General features: G+C 72.0%; 17 protein-coding genes. 13 read left to right on the top strand and 4 right to left on the bottom strand.

What is annotated here, in order from left to right:
* Window positions 1-262: 262 nt before the first annotated feature.
* Both AC5L36_RS36105 and AC5L36_RS36100 read right to left on the bottom strand, forming a co-directional pair.
* Complete coding sequence (locus AC5L36_RS36105) at window positions 263-1,066, bottom strand: class I SAM-dependent methyltransferase (RefSeq protein WP_441223276.1); 804 nt, start codon at window positions 1,064-1,066, stop codon at window positions 263-265.
* 27 nt (window positions 1,067-1,093) lie between these two features.
* Entirely contained in the window at window positions 1,094-2,002 is a 909-nt protein-coding gene (locus tag AC5L36_RS36100; protein ID WP_441223275.1) for an aminoglycoside phosphotransferase family protein, read from the bottom strand.
* 85 nt (window positions 2,003-2,087) lie between these two features.
* Here AC5L36_RS36100 and AC5L36_RS36095 point away from each other — a divergent pair, with 85 nt between their 5' ends.
* Window positions 2,088-2,645, top strand: a complete 558-nt coding sequence (locus tag AC5L36_RS36095; RefSeq protein ID WP_441223274.1) for a redoxin family protein — start codon at window positions 2,088-2,090, stop codon at window positions 2,643-2,645.
* A gap of 3 nt (window positions 2,646-2,648) precedes the next feature.
* A complete protein-coding gene (locus tag AC5L36_RS36090; RefSeq protein ID WP_441223273.1) occupies window positions 2,649-3,569 on the top strand; it encodes a cytochrome c biogenesis CcdA family protein in 921 nt (306 codons plus the stop codon).
* Here the strand turns inward: AC5L36_RS36090 and AC5L36_RS36085 are convergent.
* The gene (locus tag AC5L36_RS36085) at window positions 3,477-4,664 is read right to left on the bottom strand and encodes a GNAT family N-acetyltransferase (RefSeq protein WP_441223272.1); all 1,188 of its coding nucleotides are present in this window, start codon (window positions 4,662-4,664) and stop codon (window positions 3,477-3,479) included. The genes AC5L36_RS36090 and AC5L36_RS36085 overlap by 93 nt on opposite strands.
* A gap of 120 nt (window positions 4,665-4,784) precedes the next feature.
* Between AC5L36_RS36085 and AC5L36_RS36080 the strand changes: the two genes are divergently transcribed.
* From AC5L36_RS36080 to AC5L36_RS36030, 11 genes are read left to right on the top strand one after another with little or no spacing between them, the layout of a single operon-like run.
* On the top strand, window positions 4,785-5,558 hold the full coding sequence (locus tag AC5L36_RS36080; protein WP_441223271.1) for a phosphatase PAP2 family protein: 774 nt from the start codon (window positions 4,785-4,787) through the stop codon (window positions 5,556-5,558).
* Window positions 5,559-5,616: 58 nt separating this feature from the next.
* A complete protein-coding gene (locus tag AC5L36_RS36075; RefSeq protein WP_441223270.1) occupies window positions 5,617-6,462 on the top strand; it encodes a TIM barrel protein in 846 nt (281 codons plus the stop codon).
* On the top strand, window positions 6,462-7,457 hold the full coding sequence (gene iolC / locus AC5L36_RS36070) for a 5-dehydro-2-deoxygluconokinase (RefSeq protein WP_441223269.1): 996 nt from the start codon (window positions 6,462-6,464) through the stop codon (window positions 7,455-7,457). Before AC5L36_RS36075 ends, iolC begins: the two co-directional genes overlap by 1 nt.
* A complete protein-coding gene (locus AC5L36_RS36065) occupies window positions 7,447-8,310 on the top strand; it encodes a Cgl0159 family (beta/alpha)8-fold protein (RefSeq protein WP_441223268.1) in 864 nt (287 codons plus the stop codon). The genes iolC and AC5L36_RS36065 overlap by 11 nt, the downstream gene beginning before the upstream one ends.
* Before the next feature lie 59 nt (window positions 8,311-8,369).
* Window positions 8,370-9,140 carry a 5-deoxy-glucuronate isomerase gene (gene iolB / locus AC5L36_RS36060; protein ID WP_441223267.1) on the top strand — a complete coding sequence of 257 codons (771 nt, stop codon included), beginning with the start codon at window positions 8,370-8,372 and terminating at the stop codon, window positions 9,138-9,140.
* A gap of 4 nt (window positions 9,141-9,144) precedes the next feature.
* A complete protein-coding gene (gene iolD, locus AC5L36_RS36055) occupies window positions 9,145-11,025 on the top strand; it encodes a 3D-(3,5/4)-trihydroxycyclohexane-1,2-dione acylhydrolase (decyclizing) (protein WP_441223266.1) in 1,881 nt (626 codons plus the stop codon).
* A gap of 12 nt (window positions 11,026-11,037) precedes the next feature.
* Entirely contained in the window at window positions 11,038-12,042 is a 1,005-nt protein-coding gene (locus tag AC5L36_RS36050) for a sugar ABC transporter substrate-binding protein (RefSeq protein ID WP_441223265.1), read from the top strand.
* Window positions 12,039-13,055: an ABC transporter permease gene (locus tag AC5L36_RS36045; protein WP_441223264.1), complete on the top strand. Its 1,017-nt coding sequence runs from the start codon at window positions 12,039-12,041 to the stop codon at window positions 13,053-13,055. Before AC5L36_RS36050 ends, AC5L36_RS36045 begins: the two co-directional genes overlap by 4 nt.
* Window positions 13,056-13,057: 2 nt before the next feature.
* A complete protein-coding gene (locus AC5L36_RS36040) occupies window positions 13,058-13,828 on the top strand; it encodes an ATP-binding cassette domain-containing protein (protein ID WP_441223263.1) in 771 nt (256 codons plus the stop codon).
* Between the two features lie 11 nt (window positions 13,829-13,839).
* Window positions 13,840-14,847 carry a Gfo/Idh/MocA family oxidoreductase gene (locus AC5L36_RS36035; RefSeq protein ID WP_441223262.1) on the top strand — a complete coding sequence of 336 codons (1,008 nt, stop codon included), beginning with the start codon at window positions 13,840-13,842 and terminating at the stop codon, window positions 14,845-14,847.
* Entirely contained in the window at window positions 14,844-15,587 is a 744-nt protein-coding gene (locus tag AC5L36_RS36030; RefSeq protein WP_441223261.1) for a GntR family transcriptional regulator, read from the top strand. Before AC5L36_RS36035 ends, AC5L36_RS36030 begins: the two co-directional genes overlap by 4 nt.
* Window positions 15,588-16,012: 425 nt before the next feature.
* Here AC5L36_RS36030 and AC5L36_RS36025 read toward each other — a convergent pair whose 3' ends face one another.
* On the bottom strand, window positions 16,013-16,369 hold the full coding sequence (locus tag AC5L36_RS36025) for a hypothetical protein (RefSeq protein ID WP_441223260.1): 357 nt from the start codon (window positions 16,367-16,369) through the stop codon (window positions 16,013-16,015).
* Window positions 16,370-16,401: the final 32 nt, after the last annotated feature.

Here is a 16,401-nt window from a genome sequence, read left to right as displayed (position 1 = left end):
TCGGGCTCGATTCAAGCAGATTTGAGCTACCGCGATGTCCGTCGTGGTCCAGACCGCTGCTCCCGCGGCCGCACCCGTCCGCCGCTGATCACGCTCACCCAGCGCGTGGTTCGTTTGTCCACAATGCCCTGTGCCGAGGCGACGGTCACCAGACCGGGGCTTGTCCCGCGGAGCCGGCAGTGGACGGCCGGGGATTTCGGCTCGCCCTGGCGAGCCGCCGGCCGGGAGCGGTGCCCGCGGATCGCCGGCCCACCGTCGTCCTTCAGGACCTGGTGGCGCGGAGGGAGTACATCATCGGGAGGCTGGGGGAGCCGTCCGGGCGGTGGAAGGTGCCGTCGTCGTGGCGGACCAGGTTGTAGAAGTTGTCGAAGAGCGTCCAGTCGTGCTCGTGCAGGAACTCTAGCCGCAGCCCCGCCGCGCAGATCGCGCTCACGATGGTGCCCATCTGGTGCCGCCAGAGCGTCGCTCGATTGTGGACGGTCGGCAGGGCCCAGTCGACGTAGCTGCCGGGCTCGTCGAACGTCGTCGGGGCGGCCGGGAAGTAGTCGTTTGTGACCGTGGTGCCGGTCTCGGCGTCGAGCACGCCGGCGAACGGGTGGAACTCCGCCAGGTAGAAGACCCCACCCGGCTCCAGCAGGTCGGCGACCACCCGGGCCCACGCCGCCATGTCGGGCAGCCAGCCGAGCGCGCCGAGCCCGGTGTAGACGATGTCGAAGCGCTCGCCGAGGGCGGCCGGCGCGTCGTACACATTGGACTGGACGAAGCGGGCGCCGCGCACGCCGATCTCAGTGGCCAGCGTGCGGGCCGCCTCGATGGCCGACTCCGCGAAATCCAGGCCGGTGACGCGGGCGCCGAGCCGGGCCCAGGAGAGCGTGTCCTGGCCGAAGTGGCATTGCAGGTGCAGCAGCCGTTTCCCGGTCACGTCGCCCATCTCGGCGATCTCGAACGGCCGCAGCGACGTGGCGCCGGCCTTGAACTTCGGCACGTCGTAGAAGTCGCTCGTGGTGTGTAGCGGTGCGCGCTCGTCCCAGTAGGCCTGGTTGGTGCTGAGCCACTCCTCGCCCATGACGCCCGACCATAGCGGCCGGCCACGTCACAGTCGCGGCAATAACGCGAGCGCGACGTCGAGCGCGCGGCCGCCGACCTCGCTGCCGTCGCCCTCGGCGGTCCACACCTCGGAGAGCACCGACTTGACGAACGCCCACGCGAGGACGCGTTCCACCGGCTGCCCCATCCCGTCGGCGAGCTGCTCGATCCGGGCCGGCACCAGCGCGAGCAGCGCGTCGTCGTGGCGTTCCGGGTCGGGGTTGTGGACCAGCGAGCCGGCCTCGTAGCCGGGGTCGCCGACCACGCCGTGCGGGTCGATCGCCAGCCACGGCTCGCGCTCCGCGCGCAGCACGTTGTCGTGGTGCAGGTCGCCGTGTAGCACCACCCGCGCCGGCGCGGACGCGCACAGCTCGTCGAAGAGCCGGCCCGCGCGCTCGACCAGGTCGCGGGGGAGCGGGTCGTCGCCGGGATAGGCCCGCAGGTGCGCGGCGAAGGCCGCACCCTGCGACTCCAGGTCGGGCAGGACCCCATCGGGTACCGGCGCCGCGTGCAGCCGCCGCATCACGGCCAGGATCGCCGCGGTCGCCTCGGTGTCCCGCGCCGGGACCAGCGTCCGCGCCAGCGTGCCCGGCTCCGCCCGCTCCAGCAGCAGCGCGCCCCACGCCGGCTCGTAGGCGAGCAGCCGCACGGCGCCCGCGCCGGCCCAGCACTCCAGCGTGGCCGCCTCGACCGGCAGGTGGTCGGCGCCGGGCACGCCGAGCTTGAGCACGGCCGGCGTGCCGTCCGCCCGGGTCACCGCCTCCACCCAGTGGTAGCTGAGCGGGTAGGGATCGCCCAGGCGCAGGTCCCAGGCGCGCGCCACCTCGGCCCGAGTTGCGGGTAGGCCGGCCAGCCAGCGCGCGCCGTCCGCACCCCAGACGCCCAGGACGTTGCGGGTCAGCGCGGTGGTCGACATCGACCAAGGGTGCCACGCGAGCGTTGAACCGCGGGCGTCCGCGTGCCGTACTCAGGGGCGCAGCGCCACACCTTGGAGGTCCCGCATGCGTGTCCGGCTGGTCGCGGCAGCCCTGCTCGCCACAACGCTGGTGGCCGGCGGCTGCGCCGGAGGGACGACACCGGGCGCGGACTGGAACGCGGGCCAGCAGCCGGCCGCCGCCGACGCCCAGCCCGCCGGCGACAAGAAGCAGGCACCGGTGCCGGCCACGCTCACGTTCACCGGCACCACGCTCGACGGCAAGGCGTTCGACGCGGCAAGGCTCGCGGGGCGGCCGACGGTGCTGTGGTTCTGGGCGCCGTGGTGCGCCACCTGCTTCGGGCAGGCCGCCTCGGTATCGGACATGCAGGACGAGTTCGGCACGAAGGTCAACCTGCTGGGCGTCGCCGGCCTCGGTGACGCCGGCGAGATGAAGGAGTTCGTCACCGACGGGGAGGTCGGGGACGTCACCCACCTCAACGACCAGGCCGGCGCGGTGTGGAAGAAGTTCAAGATCACCGAGCAGAGCACGTACGTCTTCCTCGACCGCGACGGCAAGGTCCTGAGCCAGGGGTGGATGGACAGCGTCACGTTCGAGGGCAAGGTCGCCGAGCTGGCCGGCTGAGCGATGACACAGACCACGCTGGTGCTGGCGCTGACCGCGGGCATGCTCGCGGCGGTCAACCCGTGCGGCTTCGCGCTGCTGCCCGCGTACCTGTCCCTGCTCGTCGCCGGTGAGTCCACGGGCGACACCGTCCGGCGGGCCCTGGCCTCGACGGCGGCCATGACCGCGGGGTTCGTCGCGGTGTTCGGCGCGTTCGGGCTCGCGGTGGCGCCGGCCGCCGGCTGGATCCAGGAGCGGTTGCCGTGGGTGACCGTCGGTCTCGGCGTGCTGCTGATCGCCGTGGGCGGGTGGCTCGCCGCCGGCCGGTCACTGCCCGCACCCTGGCGCGGCCCGCGGGCACCGGAGCTGCGCCGCACGCTCCCGTCGATGGCCCTCTTCGGCGCCGCCTACGCCGCCGCGTCGCTCAGCTGCACCATCGGGCCCTTCCTGGCCATCGTCGTGGCGAGCATGCGGGCCGGCTCCACCGGCGCCGGGGTCGGGCTCTTCCTCGCGTACGCCGCCGGCATGGGCCTCGCCGTCGGCGCCGCCGCCCTCGCCGTGGGGCTGCTGCGCACCTCGCTGATCCGCGCGGTGCGCCGGGCCGGCTCGGCGATCTCCCGGCTGGGTGGGGCGCTGCTGCTGCTCGCCGGCGCCTACGTGGCGTACTACGGCTGGTACGAGATCCGGCTCAGCGCCGACCGGTCGGCCGTGGACGATCCGGTCGTGGCCGCCGCCGGCCAGATCCAGCACTCGCTCTCCGCCGCGCTCAGCTCCGCGGGTGTCGAGGTGGTGGCGGCGGTGTTCGCGGTGCTGCTCGCCGCCGCGCTCCTCGCCCGGCGCCTGACCGGTCGCTCAGAAGTCCGCGAACAGGTACGGGACGGCGCGGGGGAAGAGCGTCCGCAGCTGAGCGCCGGCGTCGGCGGGCACGGCACCGAACCCGCGTAGGGGCAGGTCGTCCGGGTCCAGCACGCCGTACACGAGCGCGGAGAAGCCGGCCGCGTTCAGCGTCGCCCGGGGTACGCCCGGCTCGTCGCCACCCACCTCCAGCTGGCCGCCGCGCCCGTCCAGCAGGTACGTGCCGGCGATGAACGGGTCGTCGACCACCTCCACCACCGCCCGGCCCGGTCCGACCCGCGCGCCGGCCAGCGCCGGCACCGCGAGCACGCGGGCCATCGGCGCGTTCGCGTTGGGGACGCGGGTGCGCGACTCGGTGACGGTGCCCAGGTCGGTGGCCCACAGCTCGGGAAGCTCGTCCGCCGCGATGCCGGCGACCACGCGCTCGACCTGGTCGACGTGCCGGGCGAAGAACTGGAGCAGCAGCGCGCGGCTCAGCGGCGTGGTGGTGAGCAGGTCGTCCACCACCAGCTCGGCGCCGTAGCCGCTGAGGCGGTACGCGGCCGCCGCCGCCACCTCGCCGCCCACCCGGGCGGTGACGATCCAGCGGGCGTCGTCGGCGCGCAGCCGCTCGGCCCGGTAGTCGGGGAAGACCGCGAAGCCGTGCCGCTCGGCGGCCAGCCGCAGCGTGAACGCGCGGTACGCGTCGTACCCGGATCCGCTCCGCTCCCAGATGAGCTCGCCGGGCAGGTCGGCGCGGACGAGGTGGCCGAGGTCGGCGGGGGCGAACGTGACGTGGCGCCGCTTGGGCAGCCCCACGTAGCCGAAGCGCTCGTAGAACGAGGCCCGGAACGGGTACAGCGCGCTGACCGGGTGGCCATCGTCACGCATGTCGCCCAGCAGGCGGGTAAGCAACGTGCGGACGTGGCCACGGCGGCGGGCGAGCGGGTGCACCGCCACTCCCGCGACGCCGGCCATCGGGTGTAGCACACCGCGCACGTTCTGCCGCATCGGCACGGCGGAGACGGCGGCGAGCGAGGTGCCGCCCTCCTCCGCCACGAGGGTGAGGTTGTCCTCCTGGAAGGGGAGGTACTCGCGGAGCTTTTCTGCCTCCTCAAGGGGAGCCGGGCTCGCCTCGAAGGCGTACGCCTGAAGGGGGAACGCGTGCGTGAGCCGCTCCTCTGAGCTGATCCGCCGGATCTCCATCCGCACAGCAAACCATGCGACCCCTAGGGCGTTCTCACCCTCCGGTCCGATCCGGGAATCAGGGAGAAGTCGGTGCCCGGCCCGGATGGAAGTGTGAAGATCAGGTTGGAGGCTGTGCTTATGGCGGTCATAACGGGGACTGGGCACGTCCGGCAGGGCAGCGGCACGCCGGCCATCAAGACCATGCAGTCAGTGCGGCTCGGGCAGCAGATCTTCATCCTGCTCGGTGCCATCGTCATCTACTTCGGCGTACGCCATCTGACGGAGGGTTCAGTCAGCTCGGCGGTCGCGAACGCCGCGCGGGTGGTCGACCTGGAGAGGGCGCTCGGGCTGCACCACGAGCAGTGGCTACAGGACACCTTCGCCAGCTCGTCCCGGGTCAGCACGGTATTCAACTGGATCTACATCTGGGGCCACTGGCCGGTCATCGCGGTCACGCTGATCTGGCTGGCCCGCAAGCACCAGGTCATCTACCTGCGCACGCGCAACGCGATGATCATGTCCGGCGCGATCGGCATGGTGATCTTCGCGACCTTTCCGGTGGCGCCGCCCCGGCTCGCGCACCTGGACATGGTCGACACGGTGACGGTCAGCTCGCACGCGTACCGGGTGCTCCAGCCACCCATGTTCACCAACCAGTACGCCGCGGTGCCGAGCCTGCACGTGGGCTGGGACCTGCTGATGGGCATCGCGATCGCGATCGCCGCCCGGCGGCTGTGGGTCAAGGTGATCGGGGTGCTGATGCCGATCGCGATGACGATCGCGGTCGTGCTCACGGCCAACCACTACATCGTCGACGCGATCGCCGGCGCCGCGCTCACCACGAGTTGCTGGTTCGCGGTCCGCTGGTGGGCGAGGCGGCGCGAGCTACGCCTCCAGGTCGCGACCACTTAGTCAGAATGTATTGACAAAGTCCTGAACCGGGGCGGAAGGTAGCCCTGGGAGGGACGGCATGGACGTGCGGATCGCGGGAGCGCCCATCTCGTGGGGAGTGTGTGAGGTCCCCGGCTGGGGCTTCCAGTTGCCGGCCGACCGGGTGCTCGGCGAGATGCGCTCGCTGGGCCTCGCGGCCACCGAGTTCGGGCCGGTGGGATACCTTCCCGACGACCCCGCCGGCGTGCTCGCGGCCCACGGTCTGCGCGCGGTCGGCGGCTTCGTCCCGGCGGTCCTGCACGAGCCCGGCCGCGACCCGCGGCCGGAGGTGGGGGCCGTCGCCGCGCGCTACGCCGCCGCCGGCGCCGGCACGGTCGTGCTCGCCGCCGACACCGGAGGGCACGGATACGACGCGCGTCCCGAGCTCGACGCGGCCGGCTGGGCCACCCTGCTGTCCAATCTGGACGGTGCCGCTGCCGCGGTCGCCGCGGCCGGCCTGACGCCCACGCTGCACCCGCACGTGGGCACGATGGTGGAGACCGCTGACGACGTCGACCGCGTGCTCGCCGGCAGCACGGTCCCGCTCTGCCTCGACACCGGCCACCTGGCGGTGGGCGGCGCCGACCCGGCCCGCATCGCCGCCGAGCACCCCGGCCGCGTCGCGCACGTGCACCTCAAGGACGTCGACGCCGGGCTCGCCGCGCGCGTGCGGGGCCGCGACGTGACGTACGCGGAGGCGGTGCGCGCGGGCATGTTCCGCCCGCTCGGCAAGGGCGACGTCGACATCGCCGGCATCGTGCGCACGCTCGACGCGGCCGGCTACACCGGGTGGTACGTGCTGGAGCAGGACGTCATGCTCACCGGCCCGGGCGCCGACCCGCTGCCCGACGTGGCGGCGAGCGTCGACTACCTGCGGAGCCTCTGATGGCCAGCCCTCCCAGCGCTGCTCGTGGCTTCGCGGGCCCGCGAAGCCACGAGCAGCGCCCAGAAAACTTCGACGTGCTCACCATGGGCCGGGTCGGTGTGGACATCTACCCGCTCCAGGTGGGCGTCGGGCTGGCCGAGGTGGAGACGTTCGGCAAGTACCTGGGCGGCAGCCCGACCAACGTCGCGGTCGCCGCCGCCCGCTACGGCCGCCGGGTCGCGGTCGTCACCCGCACCGGTGCCGACCCGTTCGGCGACTTCGTCCACAGCGCGCTGCGCGGCTACGGGGTCGACGACCGGTACGTGACGGCGGTGGAGCACCTGCCGACACCGGTGACGTTCTGCGAGATCTTCCCGCCGGACGACTTCCCGCTCTACTTCTACCGCTATCCCACGGCGCCCGACCTCCAGATCAGGGCGGAAGACCTGGACGTCGAGGCGATCCGGTCCGCGGGCGTCCTCTGGGTGACCGGCACCGGGCTGTGCGAGGAGCCCAGCCGCTCCGCCACGCTCGCCGCGCTCCGCGTGCGCGATCGCGCCGGCATCACCGTGCTCGACCTCGACTACCGGGAGATGTTCTGGCCGTCCCGCGAGGAGGCGCGGCGCTGGGTCCAGGAGGCCCTGCCCTACGCCACCGTGGCGGTCGGCAACCTCGACGAGTGCTACACCGCCGTCGCCGAGCGGGATCCGGCCGCCGCCGCCAAGGCGCTCCGCGACCGGGGCGCCGACCTCGCGGTGGTCAAGCAGGGCCCGCGCGGGGTGCTCGCCGTCGACGCCTCCGGCGCCGTCGAGGTGCCGCCGGTGCCGGTACAGGTGGTCAACGGGCTGGGCGCGGGCGACGCGTTCGGTGGGGCGCTCTGCCACGGGCTGCTCGCCGGCTGGGAGACCGCCCGCGTCATGCGCTTCGCCAACGCGGCCGGTGCGATCGTCGCCGGGCGGCTGGCCTGCTCCGACGCGATGCCCACGCTGGAAGAGGTCCAAGCCTATGTTCGCTGAGCGGCTCGCCGTCGTCACCGACGCGCGCGTGCGCCGGCCACAGTCCATCGTGGAGCTGGCGCGGTCGCGGCCGCGCGGCGCGATCGGCGACCGGCTCTTCCTCGTCGCCGCCGACCACCCGGCCCGCGGGGCGCTCGCCGCCGGCTCCCGCCCGACGGCCATGGCCGACCGCGGCGAGCTGCTCGAGCGGCTCTGCGCCGCGCTCGCCCGGCCCGGCGTCCACGGCGTCCTCGGCACCGCCGACGTGCTGGAAGACCTGCTGCTGCTCGGCGCGCTCGACGGCAAGGTCGTGATCGGCTCGATGAACCGGGGCGGCCTCGCCGGCACCGCGTTCGAGATCGACGACCGGTTCACCGGGTACGGCGCGGAAGCGGTCGCCGCGATGGGCTTCGACGGCGGCAAGATGCTGCTGCGCATCGACCCCGACGACCTGGCCACGGTGTCCACGATGGAGGGCTGCGCGCGGGCGGTCGACGCGCTCGCCGGGCGGCGGCTCATGGCGATGGTGGAGCCGTTCATCAGCCACCGCGTCGACGGGCGGGTGCGCAACGAGCTGACGGCCGACGCGATGGTCCGGGCCATCTCGGTCGCGTCCGGGCTCGGCGGCACGTCGGCGTACACGTGGCTGAAGGTGCCGGTCGTGCCGGACATGGAGCGGGTGATGGCCGCCTCGACGCTGCCCGCGCTGCTGCTCGGCGGCGAGGTGCCGGCCGACCGCGACGCCGCCTTCGAGGGCTGGCAGAAGGCGCTGCGACTGCCCACCGTGAAGGGAATCGTGGCGGGCCGCTCGCTGCTCTACCCGGCCGACGACGACGTGGCCGGCGCGGTGGACACGGCGGTGAGCCTGCTGTGATGCACCCCAAAAAATCGCTCCGCTGCGCTCCACGATTCCCCGGGGGCCCCGCGACGCACGTGACCCCATCGTCGGCCGGCTGGCGGTTTTCCGGCCTGCGCGTGCTGGACCTCGACGGTGTTTCTTCCTTCGACACGGGCGACGACGAGGTGCTGGTGCTGCCGCTCGCCGGATCGTGCACTGTGGAGTGCGACGGTTCCACCTTTACCTTGGTAGGTCGCGAGGACGTCTTCGCGGGCGTGACCGACTTCGCGTACGCGCCGCGCGACGCCACCGTCACGGTTACCGGAGAGGGCCGCTTCGCGATCCCCACGGCGCGGGCCTCCCGGCGGCTGGAGCCCCGCTACGGCCCGGCGTCGCAGGTGCCCGTCGAGCTGCGCGGCGCCGGCAGCTGCTCCCGCCAGGTCAACAACTTCTGCACGCCCGGCGTCTTCGAGGCGGACCGGCTCATCGCCTGCGAGGTGCTGACGCCGGGCGGCAACTGGTCGTCCTACCCGCCGCACAAACACGACGAGGACCGGCCCGGCGAGTCGGTGCTGGAGGAGATCTACTACTTCGAGGTGCGCGGTGACGGCGGGATGGCGTACCAGCGGGTCTACGGGCCGGACATCGACGTGCTCGCCGAGGTGCGCGGCGGCGACGTCGTGCTGATCCCGCGGGGCTGGCACGGGCCGTCGATGGCCGCGCCCGGCTACGACCTGTACTACCTCAACGTGATGGCTGGCCCGCGCCGCGCCTGGGAGATCTGTGACGACCCCGCGCACGCCTGGATCCGGGAGACCTGGGCCACGCAGGAGCTCGACCCGCGACTGCCGTTCGGGAAGGAGTGACCACATGAGACTCACCGTCGCGCAGGCGCTCGTCCGGTTCCTCGCCGCACAGCACAGCGAGCGGGACGGAGTGGAGCACAAGCTCTTCGCCGGCTGCTTCGGCATCTTCGGCCACGGCAACGTCGCCGGGATCGGGCAGGCGCTCTACGAGGCCGAGCTGCGCGAGCCCGGCGCGCTGCCGTACCACCAGTCCCGCAACGAGCAGGCGATGGTGCACGCGGCGGCCGCGTTCGCGCGCATGCGCAACAGGCTCAGCACGCTCGCCTGCACGTCGTCGATCGGCCCGGGTGCCACCAACATGGTGACCGGCGCCGCGCTCGCCACCGTCAACCGGCTGCCCGTGCTGCTGCTGCCCGGCGACGTCTTCGCCACCCGGGTCGCCGACCCGGTGCTCCAGCAGCTGGAGGACCCGCGCGCGGCCGACGTGTCGGTCAACGACGCGTTCCGGCCGGTGTCCCGCTTCTTCGACCGGGTGTGGCGGCCCGAGCAGCTGCCCTCCGCGCTGCTCGGCGCGATGCGGGTGCTGACCGACCCGGCGGAGACCGGCGCGGTCACGGTCGCGCTGCCGCAGGACGTGCAGGCCGAGGCGTTCGACTGGCCGGAGGAGCTCTTCGCCCACCGGGTCTGGCACGTGCCACGGCCGGTGCCGGAGCCGGCGGCGCTGGCCCGCGCGGTCGCCGCGATCCGCGGTGCCCGGCGGCCGGTGCTGGTGGCCGGTGGCGGGGTCATCTACTCCGAGGCCACCGAGGCGCTGCGGCGCCTGGCCGAGGCGACCGGCATCCCGGTCGCCGAGACGCAGGCGGGCAAGGGATCCCTGCCGTACGACCACCCGCTCGCCCTCGGCGCCACCGGCGCGACCGGCACCAGCGCCGCCGTCCACATGTGCCGCGAGGCCGACGTGGTGATCGGTGTCGGCACCCGGTACAGCGACTTCACCACCGCCTCGCGCAGCGCGTTCGGCGACGCGGTGTTCGTCAACCTCAACGTGGCCGCCTTCGACGCGGCCAAGCACGCCGGCGTCTCGGTCGTCGCGGACGCCCGGGAAGGGCTCGGCGCGCTGGCCGAGGCGCTGACCGGCTGGTCAGTCGGCGACGGGTACCGGGAGGAGGCCCGCCGGCTCGCCGCCGAGTGGGACGAGACGGTGGAGCGGGCGTACCACCTCGGCCACGGCCCGCTGCCGGCCCAGTCCGAGGTGATCGGCGCGGTCAACGACGTCTCCGACCCGCGCGACGTGGTCGTGTGCGCGGCCGGCTCGATGCCCGGCGAGCTGCACAAGCTGTGGCGCACCCGCGACCCGAAGGGCTACCACGTCGAGTACGGGTACTCCTGCATGGGCTACGAGATCGCCGGCGGCCTGGGAGCGAAGATGGCCGCGCCGGATCGGGACGTGTTCGTGATGGTCGGCGACGGCTCCTACCTGATGATGTCGTCGGAGCTGGTGACCGCCGTGCAGGAGGGCGTCAAGCTCATCGTCGTCCTGGTGCAGAACCACGGCTTCGCCTCGATCGGCGCGCTCTCCGAGACCGTGGGCGCGCCCCGCTTCGGCACCCGCTACCGATACCGCGACGCGGACACCGGCCGGCTCGACGGCGACGTGCTCCCCGTCGACCTCGCCGCCAACGCGGCGAGCCTCGGCGTGCCCGTGCTGCGGGCCAGGACCGTCCAGGAGCTGCGCGCCGCACTTCAGGACGCGAAGGCGCACGACGGGCCCATCCTCGTGCACGTCGAGACCGACCCGCTCGTGCCCGCGCCGGACGGCGGAGCCTGGTGGGACGTGCCCGTCGCCGAAGTGTCCACCATGGACGCCACGCGCCAGGCCCGCAAGTCGTACGAGGCCGCGAAGGTGAACCAGCGGCCGTATCTCACACCCCCACCCCAGCGCTGAGGAGGGCACATCGTGATCACGCACCGCACCGCCAGCAGGTTGCTCGCCGCCGCCGCCGTCCTGACCCTGGCCGCGGCCGGTTGCAGCAGCGAGGGCGGAAAGCAGGAAGAGGAGCAGAGCAACTCGGGCAACACCGGCGTCGCCGACACGCCCCGCTACACGATCGCGATGATCACGCACGAGGTGCAGGGCGACACGTTCTGGGACCTGGTGCGCAAGGGTGCCGAGGCCGCCGCCAAGAAGGACAACATCGACCTCAAGTACTCCAACAACGCCGACGGGCCGGAGCAGGCCAACCTCGTGCAGACCGCCATCGACAGCAAGGTGAACGGCATCGCCGTCACGCTCGCCAAGCCGGACGCGATGCGGGGCGCCGTGCAGAAGGCGACCGCCGCCGGCATCCCCGTGGTGGCACTCAACTCCGGCATCGAGCAGTGGAAGAGCATGGGCGTGCTCGAGTACTTCGGCCAGGACGAAGGGGTCACCGGCGAGGCGGTCGGGCAGCGTCTGGCCCAGGAGGGCGCCAAGAAGGTGCTCTGCGTCATCCACGAACAGGGCAACGTCTCGCTGGAGGCGCGCTGCGCCGGCGTCAAGAAGGGCCTCGGCGGCGCCGCGACGGTCGAGAACGTCAACGTCAACAGCAAGGACATGCCGTCGGTGAAGTCCACCCTCACCGCGAAGCTCCAGCAGGACAAGAGCGTCGACCGGGTCGTCGGGCTGGGTGCGCCGATCGCCATCACCGCCGTCGACTCGGTCAAGGAGGCGGGCAGTTCGGCGAAGGTCGTCACGTTCGACACCAACAAGGAGCTGGTCACCTCGATCAAGTCCGGTGACGTGCAGTGGGCCGTCGACCAGCAGCCATACCTCCAGGGCTACCTGGCCATCGACTCGCTGTGGCTGTACCTGAGCAACGGCAACATCATCGGCGGCGGCCAGACCGTCCTCACCGGACCGTCCTTCGTGGACCAGAAGAACATCGAGAGCATCGCCCAGTACGCGGAGAAGGGCACCCGATGACCACTGAAGTGGCGACCAGGCCCACCACCGGGCGCCGGCTGCTCGCGCGGCCGGAGCTCGGCTCGGTGGTGGGCATGGTCGCCATCTTCGTGTTCTTCTTCGCCGTCGCCGACCCGTTCCGCCAGGCGACGTCGATGGGCACGGTGCTCTACGTCAGCTCCACGATCGGCATCATGGCCGTGCCCGTGGCGCTGCTGATGATCGGCGGTGAGTTCGACCTCTCGGCCGGGGTGAGCGTGACCGCGTCCGCGCTTACCGCGTCGATGCTCAGCTACCAGCTCAGCCTCAACGTGTGGGTCGGCGTGGTCGTGTCGCTCGTCTTCGCGTTGGGCGTGGGCTTCCTCAACGGGTTCCTCGTGATGACCACGCGGATCCCGAGCTTCCTCGTCACGCTCGGCACGTTCCTCATGCTCCAAGGTGCCAACATCGCGGTCACCAAGCACGTGAGCGGCCAGGTGGCGACCGACAACATCTCCGACATGGACGGCTTCGGCGCGGCGAAGGCGATCTTCGCGTCCTCGTTCGACGTGGGGAGCGTGACGATCCGGGTCACCGTGCTGTGGTGGCTGCTCTTCGTCGCGATCGGCACCTGGATCCTGCTGCGTACCCGCGCCGGCAACTGGATCTTCGCGGTGGGCGGCAATGTGGACAGTGCCCGCGCGGTCGGCGTGCCCGTGCGGCAGACGAAGATCGCGCTCTTCATGGGCGTCGGCTTCTGCGCCTGGTTCGTCGGCATGCACCGGCTGTTCGCGTTCAGCACCGTGCAGTCGGGCGAGGGCGTCGGCAACGAGTTCATCTACATCATCGCGGCCGTCATCGGCGGGTGCCTGCTCACCGGCGGCTACGGGTCGGCGATCGGCGCCGCGTTCGGGGCGCTCATCTTCGGCATGACCAACCAGGGCATCGTCTACGCCGGTTGGAACGCCGACTGGTTCAAGTTCTTCCTCGGCGTGATGCTGCTCCTCGCCACGGTCCTCAACATGTGGGTCCGGCGGCTGGCCGTACGGAGGTGACGATGTCGCTCATCGAGATGACCGGCGTGGGCAAGCGGTACGGCACGATCGTGGCGCTGCACGACGTGTCGCTGCGGGTCAACGCCGGCGAGATCACGTGCGTGCTCGGCGACAACGGCGCCGGCAAGTCGACGCTCATCAAGATAATGTCCGGGCTGCACCAGCACGACGAGGGTGAGCTGCTCGTCGACGGCGAGCCGACCCGCTTCGGCTCGCCGCGCGCCGCGCTCGACCGGGGCATCGCCACCGTGTACCAGGATCTGGCGGTCGTGGCCCTGATGCCGGTGTGGCGCAACTTCTTCCTCGGCTCGGAGCGCACGAAGGGATTCGGCCCGCTGCGGGTGCTCGACGCCGACGCGATGCGCCGCACCACCCAGGAAGAACTGGCCAAGATGGGCATCCACCTCAACGACGTGGAGCAGCCCATCGGCCAGCTCTCCGGCGGCGAACGGCAGTGCGTGGCCATCGCGCGGGCCATCTACTTCGGCGCCCGGGTGCTCATCCTCGACGAGCCGACCGCCGCGCTCGGCGTGAAGCAGTCGGGGGTCGTGCTGAAGTACGTCGCCGCCGCGCGTGACGCCGGCCTCGGCGTCGTCTTCATCACGCACAACCCTCACCACGCGTACCTGGTCGGCGACCACTTCATCCTGCTCAACCGGGGCCGGATGCGGCTGGACCGCAAGCGCGACGAGATCAGCCTCGACGACCTGACCCGCGAGATGGCCGGGGGAGACGAGCTGACCGCGCTCACGCACGAAATGCAGCGGACCTGAGGGAGCACCTGATGAACGTTGGGGTCATCGGCACCGGCATGATCGGCACCGAGCACGTCCGCCGGTTGACGAGCCGGGTGGCGGGCGCGCGGGTCACCGCCGTGTTCGATGTGGACACCACGCGCGCCGTCACCGTGGGCGCCATCGCCGGCGCCACCGTCCACCGCGAGGCACACGACGTCGTCGACGATCCGGCCGTCGACGCCGTGGTCATCGCGTCACCCGGCGACACGCACGCCGACCTCGCGCTGGCCTGCGTCGCGGCTGGCAAGCCGGTGCTGTGCGAAAAGCCGCTCGCCACCACGTCCGGCGCCGCGCTCAAGGTGGTCGAAGCCGAGGTCACCTACGGGCGCCGGCTCGTGCAGGTGGGCTTCATGCGCCGCTACGACGGCGGCTACCGCCAGGTCAAGGCGGCGCTCGCGGGCGGGCGGATCGGCGACCCGCTCCTCGTCCACTGTGTACACCGCAACGTGAGCGTGCCGCCCACCTTCACCGGCGACATGTCGCTGACCGACTCGCTCGTGCACGAGGTCGACGCCTGCCGCTGGCTGCTCGGCCAGGAGATCGTCGCCGCCACCGTCGTCGACGTGCCGCACAGCCCTCTCGCCAGCCCGGAGCTGCGCGACCCGCGGCTGGTGCTGCTGGAGACCGAGCGCGGGATCGTCGTCGACGCGGAGGTCTTCGTCAACGCCCGCTACGGCTACGACGTACGGTGCGAGGTCGTCGGCACCACCGGCACCGTCGCGCTCGACGCACCCAGCACCGGCGCGGTCGCCCTGGACGGCGGGCGGGTGCAGGCGCTGGCGATGGACTGGCAGGCCCGCTTCGCACAGGCCTATGTGGACGAACTGCAAGCCTGGGCCGACGCGGTCCGCCGCGGCACCGCGGAGGGCCCGAGCGCCTGGGACGGCTACGCCGCCACCGCCGTCACCGAGGCCGCCGTGGCGTCGCGCGGCACTCGGATGAGGGTGGACCTGGCCGAACGGCCATCCCTCTACGAAGGACAATCGTCCCCGTGAACCCGGTGAGCGAGCTGATCAAGATAGACCGCTCCAGCCCCGTGCCGCTCTACTTCCAGGTGGCGCAAGGGCTGGAGGAGCTGATCGCGACCGGCCAGCTGGTGCCCGGCACCCGCCTGGAAAACGAGGTCGCCCTCGCCGACCAGCTCGGCCTCTCCCGCCCCACCATGCGGCAAGCCATCCAGTACCTGGTCGACAAGGGCCTGCTGGTGCGCAAGCGCGGGGTGGGCACGCAGGTCGTGCACGCGCGGGTTCGCCGCACCGTCGAGCTGACCAGCCTGTACGAGGACCTCGACCGGACACACCAGCAGCCCCGCACCGACGTGCTGTCGCTGGCGCCGGCGACCGCGCCGGACGAGGTGGCGGTCGCACTGGCCCTGCCCGCCGGCGCCGCGGTGCTCGCCATCGAGCGGCTCCGCTACGCCCAGGGCGAGCCACTCGCGCTCATGCGCAACTACCTGCCCGCCGGCCTGCTCCGCGTCACCGCCGAAGACCTGCGCGGCCGCGGCCTCTACCAGCTGATGCGCGCCGCCGGCGTCAACCTCCGCCTCGCCGACCAGACCATCGGCGCCCGCCGCGCCACCGCCGCCGAAGCCAAGACGCTCGGCGAGCCGCGCGGCGCGCCACTGCTGACGATGGCCCGCACCGCCTACGACGACGCCGGCCGCGCCGTCGAGTACGGCCAACACGCCTACCGCGCGTCCCTCTACTCCTTCGAGCTCACCCTGGTCGCCCGCTGACGCTGTTGGATACGCCCCGGTCCGCGTCACCTGCGGACCGTATGCTCCCGCGGGCACCGCTCCGGTCGGCGGCTCGCTAGCACTCGCCGAAATCCCCGACCTCCACTACCGCGTCCGCGCGACAAGCCCAACCCGACGGATCAGCCTGACGATCGTGGTATTTAGCTGCCCCTATCGGGACAGTAGGCAACCACGGTCTGTTGCGGCCGGCCGACGCCCACGCCGAGGCTGTCCGCGAACTCACCCGGGGGGATCTGCCTCGGATTTGACCCTCTGCGCGTCCGTGGCGATTTCTGGCCCCTGGAGGGGCATGTTTTCGCCACGGACACTCGCGTCCGGTAACAGCTGTGGGATTGCGGCGCGGAGGCGGCAGCGAAGGTCGGGGTAAGCCGAAGTCGTCTAGATCCACTGTGCCTGACCCGCCGTCATCGGGTGGCCAACCAGGCCTCTGCGATAGTCGCGACGGCCCCTACCAGGGTGGCCAACGCCGCCAGGATCGCGATCACGACTCCCAGGACCGCTGCCGCGACGGTTGCCTTGGCGGTGATCCGTGCGGCCCGGACCTCCGGCTCCTCGTGCTGGTCGCTTGAGATGTCGACCGTCGGATGCTTGGTGCGGTCGTTTTCAGTGGTTGGGGTAGTGCCGCCAAAGTGTTGGTGCGCTATCCCGAAACGCATTGGTAGGCGCATTCCAGCTCGGCTATTGCCAATAAAGATCTTGGTGGTCGTATGTTTGAGCAGGTGCGATGCATTTGGCGGAACGTCGCGCTGGTTTGGCGTCACGTTGCCAAGCGGTGATCTCGCAAATGGGACTC

The organism is Phytohabitans sp. LZ39, assembly GCF_059359075.1.
The sequence above is the reverse complement of the archived record's forward strand: the minus strand, read 5'-3'. Positions and strand labels throughout refer to the sequence as shown.